Source organism: Mesorhizobium sp. M1A.F.Ca.IN.020.06.1.1, assembly GCF_004023265.1.
Lineage (GTDB): Bacteria > Pseudomonadota > Alphaproteobacteria > Rhizobiales > Rhizobiaceae > Mesorhizobium.
On record NZ_RZSR01000264.1, the window covers coordinates 1 to 6458 of the forward strand.

The following is a 6458-nucleotide window of genomic DNA, read 5'->3' on the forward strand; positions in this document are numbered from 1 at the left end:
GGCAGACATGGCGCCGGCCGCACTGCTGGCCATTCCCGAGACAGTGCCGGCCGCACCGCTGGCCATGTCGCCGACAGAGGCATAGGTGTCCGAAGTCATGGCTCCGGTTCCCGCCGTGGGTGTGCCGTCATGCCCGTCGGAACCGCGACGGGTCGCGTAGCCGGGCGCGGCGGCGGAAGCGCCGCTGCCCAGCATCAGCCAGGCCAGACCGGCGCCGATTACAGTCAGTGGCAGAGGATTGTCTCGCACCTGAGCCTTCAGGTTGTGGAGCATGTCGGAGCCTGCACCGCGGCTGAAAATACCGGTGAACTCATCGAAGAGCTGGCCGGGCGTCATCTTGCCTCGAATGGACTCGGCGGTCGCTACCACCCTTGCGCGCGTGGCCTCGGCTTCGCGTTCGAGTTCGGCTGCGGATTTGTCGCTCATCTCGCTTGTTCCTTGATTACGTTCGCGTCACGCTTCAGTTGCTCCTGCGTACGGTCCGGCGCGAGCTCGGAGGGCGACATGCTCGCCATGCCGGTCCGCAGGAGGATGACACCCAGCACGGCAACGACCACTCCGACGAGCAAGGCGGACCAGCCGGCGCCCAGGCCGAGGCGGGTCAGGGCAATGACGAGCGCTTGCAGCAGCACTATCAGCGCGGCGAGAAGACATACCGCGCCGCCCAGAACCCCGACGGCGCCGGCCTCCGCTTTAGTCACGCTCTCGGATAGCTCCGCCCGCAGGAGTCTGGCCTCCGTTTGCACCAGCGTGCTCACCTGCTGTGCCAGATCGGCGACCAGAGTGCCGAGGCTTTGGTTGTCTTGAGTGTTCATTTCTTTAGCTCCGCTGCCTTCCTGGGAGCGCCGCCGTCGACGCCCCAATTGGTCGTCGCGTCATCCCATGGCTCGCTCGCCTGCGCACCAGTCTGCCTGCTCGTTTCCCTACCAGTCTTCCGTGGCGTCGCTGCGCTCTGCCCCGCGCGGCGTGTTTCCGGGGGAGAAGCCTTTATGAACCGTCCGAGCGCCAGTCCTGCCAGCACCGAACCAGCGATCAGAGTGCCGGGATTTTGGCGGCCGAAGTTCTGAATTTCCTCAAGCACCTCGCCGAAGGGCTTCTGCTTCAACGAGGAGGACAGCCTCTCCAGTCCGCCTGCCGCATCCCGCATGAAATTCGACGCCGAGCTCTGGTCGCTGTTTGCCAGATGGTCGCTTGCCGCACGCAGAGCGCCGCCGAATGCCGCCAGGCTCGATCCGATGTCGCGCTGCGTTTCCTCGGCCCTCTCCGACAGGACCTCCTGTGCTTCCGACGCATAGTCGACTGCCCTGCGAGCGACCTCGTCGCGGGCATCGTGGAGCGCTTCGCCGGCGCTTTGGGTTTCTTTCTTAACTCGATCGGAAACTTCGGTCTTCGCCTTGGCGAAGTCGGCCGGCTCGCGGCCCTGATTATTTTCGCGCTGCATGACGCCTCCTAGTGAAAGCCGAGAAAGGAGAGTATCGCGAGCACAACCACGATGAGACCGATAAGATAGATGACACTGTTCATGGCGCAGGCTCCTCCTTGCCTGTTCCAACTTCGCGCTGGCCGCGATGTTCCCTTTCGCGACCAGGATTTTTTGTAAGTAGCTACTTACCCCGATCGGCGCCTCCGAAGCCGGCAAGCTCGTCATCCGAACAGAGCAGCCGCGGCTGCGCCGGATCGGAGATATCGAGCTTGTCCCAAGGTATGCGGTAGAGGCCCTCGCGGCAGCGCAGCGCGAAAAAGTCGAGCAATGCGGTGCCGATGGCCGAGGCCGACAGGCGTTCAAAAGCTGCGAAGATGCCGACATGGAATTCGGTGACGACGAGGTCGTCGTCGTCCTGCTCGGCGATGACCTCCTCGATATGGCCGATGCTCCTGCCGCCCTGCGTGAGAACGCGCCGGCCAGCCAGATGCTCGAGATTCACATTTGCCATCCTCAGGCTCCCGGGATTCGGCCGACGATGCGATCGCGCAGCCAGCTCTGCCAGGCCAAGATCTTGGTCCTGCGCACGTCGATATCGAATTCGATGTCGACGCCGATGTCGCGCACCTTGGTCCAAGCGATGCGATGCGGCCGTGCCTGCTGCTTCCCGCTCAGCCTTGCGGCCAGCCGCGCCGTTAATCGCCCAGGCCGAGCGCCAAGCCGTCGGGCCAGCGCAATCGCGCCAAGCTCGACCGCAACGACCCTCGGCGGCTTGCCCTGCCTCAGCTCGGCGACCAGTCCATCCACCTTGCCGATCTTGACCTGCTCGCGGTCGACGACCTGCTTGTCCAGGATATCGCGCAGCAGCTGCATCAGGTGCCTCCGAATATCTGCAGGGGAATAGTCACCACCGCCAGCACGAAGCCGAGCGCGATGACGAAGATCACGGCGGCATTGGAGATGACGCCGTTGCGGTGCTGGCCGACATAGCGCTCGTCATTCAGCAGGAAGAGGAACGGCACGACCGTCAGCGGCAGACTGGCGGCGGTCAACGCCATTGAGAAGATGGTGAGCCTCAGCGGGTCGAGACCAAGCGCTATCGGAACGGCTGCAAGAAAAAGCGTGAGCGTGTAGACGAGACTGAAGCCGGGATCGTCGCGCGGCTTGAGATCCTCGCCCCAGATCCAGCCGAACCCTTGCGCGACGAGATAAGCCTGCTGCAGCGCCACTTCCAGAGCGGCTCCGAAACAGGCGATGCCGAGCGATGCGACGAAAAGGACGAAGCCCCAGAAGCCGAACACCGAGATCAGCATCAGCGGGAGCTGGTTGTAGTCGTCCACATGGTTCACGCCATGGGCGCCGAGCACAAGCGCGGCCACGATCAGCACGGCCACGGAGATCGTTCCTCCGAAGCTCATGCCGAGACCGGCAATCGCCCGATTGGTGCCGAGATAGCTCTTGTCCCATTGATCCTCGACCGCGCCCGAGGAATAAAACATGAAAAGGTAGGGCGAGATGGAAGCACCGAGGATGCTGACGGCCATGAACCAGTAGTTCGCCGTATCGTGTTGCGGCAGGCTGGGCACGGCACCGGCAGCCACCTGTTTCCATTCGGGCTTTAGCATCACCGCTGCGACGACGAAGCAGAGCGTGATCAGGCCAAGCATCGACACGCCTTTCTCGATGAGGCCGAACGTGCCTTTCCACAGCAGCAGCCATGCGAGGAAAGCCGCTGGCAATGCCCACCATTGAAAGCCGATCCCGGTGGCAAGCTCGGCAGCAATGGCAACCCCGCCTATTTCTGCCGAGAGGACCAGGAAATTGACCAGCAGGACTGCAAGCAGCGGCCAAAGGAAAGCATTGAAGCCGAAGCGTTCGCGGATGCCGTCGGCGATGGTGTGATGGCTCACGGCGGCGAAGCGACCGGCCATCTCGACCAGGAAGATGATGCAGATGGTGCCGAGCACGATCGCCCAGATGAGTTGGAAGCCGAACAGGGCGCCTGCCTGCGCCGCTGTCGCCATCGAACCGACCTCCAGGAAGCCACCAACGCTGGTCACGACGCCAAGCGAAATTTCCAGCAGCTTCTTCATCGTTGCGGCGCGAAATAGCCGCGATAGGCCGTGGCGAGATCCGCCTGCGCGGCGCGAAGCTCGTTGCGTGCCCGGCTGGCCTGCGCCTGCTGTCCGGCCTCGACCGCGCTGTCGGCCCCGCTTGCCGCGGTGGACAGCCGGCTGATCGCCGCCTTCAGCGTGTCTCGCGTCGCAGGATCGGACGGCGAGGCCGATTCCACTTGCCGGCCGGCATCGGCGAGTGTCTCGGCGAAGGATTGTAGGGCAGAGGACGCGTAGTGGGACGGCGCGGCGCCGGAGAGCCAGGCATCGGTGACCAGCACCGCCGCCTGCGCGGTCGAGGCGGCACGCTTCGATTGCTGTTCGACGGTTTCAGACGAGGAGCAGGAAGCAAGTGTCAGTGCAAGCACCTGCAGTAAAGGCAGTTTTCGCCGAGCGATGCTGCGCAATGCTTCCTCTCACTGCTGCTGCTTCGAACATGGAGATAAAGCGGCGTGGATCGGAAGGTTCCCCGCCGTAGGCCGGTTGCACGGCACTGCCGCTTATCGGTCGCTCCGCTGCGCGTCCTCGGTGGTCGAAAGGGCAGCGATCTTGTCGATCATGGCGAGCACCGCCTGCGGGGCTGACAGGTGCACCATATGCCCGGCATCGGGGACGATATCGACTACCGAGTTTGCGAGATCCGCGTGCAGCCGAAACGCCTCGGCCGGCGCGTCGAAAAGCTGATCGCCGGCGCCGGCGATTATCCCAACAGGAACGGAAATGTCGTTGTGCCGAGGCGTCACAAACGCCGCTGCGATCCACATCAGGAAGGACTCCGCCGCGATCGACCGCAGTTGCGAGGGGCGGCTCGCCAACTCCCTCGTCGTTGCGGTGAATGCCGCCGAGATCGCCGCCGGGCCAAATATCTTTCGCATTGACCAAGCCCAGCCAAGCCTGACCAGCGGCGGCAGCAAGGTGTGGCGGAAGGCCGTTCCGATCAAAGGCAAGATCGGCAACCCCGACAGGGCGAGTTCGAACCTTGGCGATGGATAGTGGTAGCCGGAGAGAAGCACGACCCCGGCAACGCGCCCAGGGCGCCGTCGCGCCATCTCGAGCGCAACGGCGGCACCCCAAGAGTGGCCAAGAACAATATAGCGTCCAATTCCGAGTTTGGCGGCCGCGGCATCGATCAGATCGGCCTGCGCGGCGGCCGACCAGATCCTGCCGATCGGGCGCGAGCTCCTGCCGAAGCCTGGTCTGTCGAAAGCCAGAACACGATAGTCTGCGGCCGCTTTGTCGACGATGCCGCTTGTCGTGAAATCCTCGGCCGAAGAGCCGTTGCCATGCAGCAACAACAGCGGCATGCCCTGGCCATCCTCGATCAGGTGCAGCCGCGCTCCGTCGACTTCGACGAAGCGTCCAAAACGTCGGCCGCGTAACGCCCGCCGCGCCCGCAGGCCATTGTAGAGGGCAAGCCCGGCCGCTGCCGCGGCAAGGAGGAGGACCACGTCGTTGAACGTGGCGATGTCAGGCATGATCCCGTGCTGCTACGGAGCCATGGCACAAGCCGCTGTTGAGAGAAGCGGCGGATGTACCCAGGCGCTGGCTTCCAAAGAAGGAGCTTTCAGGCCGAGCCCTTCTGAGGCAGCTTCGTCTCCTCATCGACCTGTTCCTGGAGAGCCCTGCGTTCGCGCTCTCTTCCCTCAGCGTCGACCGGTCGATCTTGCCGTTCAAGCTCGCGTTCCACCGTGTCACGCGCGCCCTCGACAGGATCTTCCTGCGGCAGACGCTTATCTGTTCGCTTTGTGCCTTGCTCGCTCGCCCGGTCACTGTCCGATCCCAGTTTGGACGGATCGTCCTTTGCAGAATGCTTCGTCATTGGCTTACTTACCTATCTGGCCTGCCACGTCGGCGGATCACGTGCCGATCTGTTCACAAGCAGCCCAACAGGCGAGCTGTTTCTTTGTTCCGGCTATCCCGTGCGGCAGTTGGTCAGTCCCGATCCTCATGGTCTTCCGCCTGTGCCGGTTCCGACTCCTCGAGAGCTTCAATGACCGGGGCAAGCGAGGTCTCTTTCCGATGATTTGATTCTGTCGGGTCCTCCTGCTCGGCCGTCATGTCGAGCGCCCGTTCGATTGCATCTTCGATATTGCCGATTTCCTCCTCGCGAACCTCGTGCCCGTAGCCCGCGGCGTCGGCGTCCTGCTCGAACTGTCGCACAAGCACCGGAACGCTGACTTGTGTGTCGGCAGGCAAGTTCCCGACGTTCTCCTCGAGCCAGCTTCGAAAGAACTCCTTGGTTGCACTCATGAGCCGCCTCCTTCGAGCTGAGAACGGCCGCCGTCTGCCAATGTTCCTCTGGCGGGGCTTGCGTTGCCGCGTCTTTCGTCTGAGCGGTTACAACGAGGATCTTCGCGGCAGACGGGATCGCTCATCCACGGCCCGACGGGAAGCTGCGCCCTCCAGTCGATCTGGAACGCTTAGCGCAGGAATGGCGGCTCCTCAGCAGCGTTCCTCGATCGACCGGATCACCTCCTCGACACCTCGCAGTCGGTTTCGATTTCCCGCGTGATTAGGTCATCTGGCGCCCTGACTTTCAGGCACCCGAAACGCCTTGCGCATGTTCGGAACGATCGAGTCCAACTGCCGTTACCGACGAAAGAACAGGAGGAACCGATGAGCGGACGCAGAACCCATGACCAGCAAGTGCGCATCCTGGAAGAACGTGAGAACACGAAGAACGCGCCCAAGGAATTCGACGCCAAGGCGGAGCTGAAGCAGCCGGCCGCGGAGCGCGAAGCGCGGCGGAAAGGTTCGGACCTCAGGAGCGACACGCCCGACCTCGTCGACCCCGATGATCGCAACATCCTTCGCGGCAAGAATCAGGAAAGCGGCCACAACAAGCATCGTGGCGACTAAAGCCTGTCACGCACGTCTTGGTCCCGAAGCCGGTTTCGACTTTCGGTGGATATGTTTTAGGC

The 6458-nt window shown here is 63.2% G+C and carries 10 protein-coding genes and 1 pseudogene; 1 reads left to right on the forward strand and 10 read right to left on the reverse strand.

Features of this window, described 5'->3' with window-relative positions; all coding sequences use genetic code 11:
- The 10 genes and pseudogenes from EOA60_RS13920 to EOA60_RS13965 form a co-directional block, all read right to left on the reverse strand.
- Window positions 1-426 (reverse strand): annotated as a pseudogene (locus EOA60_RS13920) (DUF3618 domain-containing protein); the annotation flags it as partial.
- Window positions 423-815, reverse strand: coding sequence for a phage holin family protein (locus EOA60_RS13925; protein WP_066994794.1), 393 nt, complete (start codon window positions 813-815; stop codon window positions 423-425). The gene EOA60_RS13925 and the pseudogene EOA60_RS13920, both read right to left, overlap by 4 nt.
- On the reverse strand, window positions 812-1639 hold the full coding sequence (locus tag EOA60_RS13930) for a hypothetical protein (RefSeq protein WP_245322510.1): 828 nt from the start codon (window positions 1637-1639) through the stop codon (window positions 812-814). The genes EOA60_RS13925 and EOA60_RS13930 overlap by 4 nt, the downstream gene beginning before the upstream one ends.
- Window positions 1605-1934, reverse strand: coding sequence for a hypothetical protein (locus EOA60_RS13935; RefSeq protein WP_095826175.1), 330 nt, complete (start codon window positions 1932-1934; stop codon window positions 1605-1607). Before EOA60_RS13935 ends, EOA60_RS13930 begins: the two co-directional genes overlap by 35 nt.
- 2 nt (window positions 1935-1936) lie before the next feature.
- Window positions 1937-2296, reverse strand: coding sequence for a hypothetical protein (locus tag EOA60_RS13940; protein ID WP_067320534.1), 360 nt, complete (start codon window positions 2294-2296; stop codon window positions 1937-1939).
- Entirely contained in the window at window positions 2296-3516 is a 1221-nt protein-coding gene (locus EOA60_RS13945; protein ID WP_095826176.1) for a divalent metal cation transporter, read from the reverse strand. Before EOA60_RS13945 ends, EOA60_RS13940 begins: the two co-directional genes overlap by 1 nt.
- Window positions 3513-3944 (reverse strand): hypothetical protein, encoded by a 432-nt coding sequence (locus EOA60_RS13950; protein WP_127239686.1) that lies wholly within the window; start codon window positions 3942-3944, stop codon window positions 3513-3515. Before EOA60_RS13950 ends, EOA60_RS13945 begins: the two co-directional genes overlap by 4 nt.
- 93 nt (window positions 3945-4037) lie before the next feature.
- A complete protein-coding gene (locus EOA60_RS13955; RefSeq protein WP_095826177.1) occupies window positions 4038-5012 on the reverse strand; it encodes an alpha/beta hydrolase in 975 nt (324 codons plus the stop codon).
- Between the two features lie 89 nt (window positions 5013-5101).
- Window positions 5102-5356, reverse strand: coding sequence for a hypothetical protein (locus tag EOA60_RS13960; protein ID WP_067320542.1), 255 nt, complete (start codon window positions 5354-5356; stop codon window positions 5102-5104).
- A 113-nt stretch (window positions 5357-5469) separates the two neighbouring features.
- Entirely contained in the window at window positions 5470-5787 is a 318-nt protein-coding gene (locus EOA60_RS13965) for a hypothetical protein (protein ID WP_095802615.1), read from the reverse strand.
- Between the two features lie 366 nt (window positions 5788-6153).
- Here EOA60_RS13965 and EOA60_RS13970 point away from each other — a divergent pair, with 366 nt between their 5' ends.
- Window positions 6154-6396 carry a hypothetical protein gene (locus EOA60_RS13970; protein WP_095802614.1) on the forward strand — a complete coding sequence of 81 codons (243 nt, stop codon included), beginning with the start codon at window positions 6154-6156 and terminating at the stop codon, window positions 6394-6396.
- Window positions 6397-6458 lie beyond the last annotated feature (62 nt).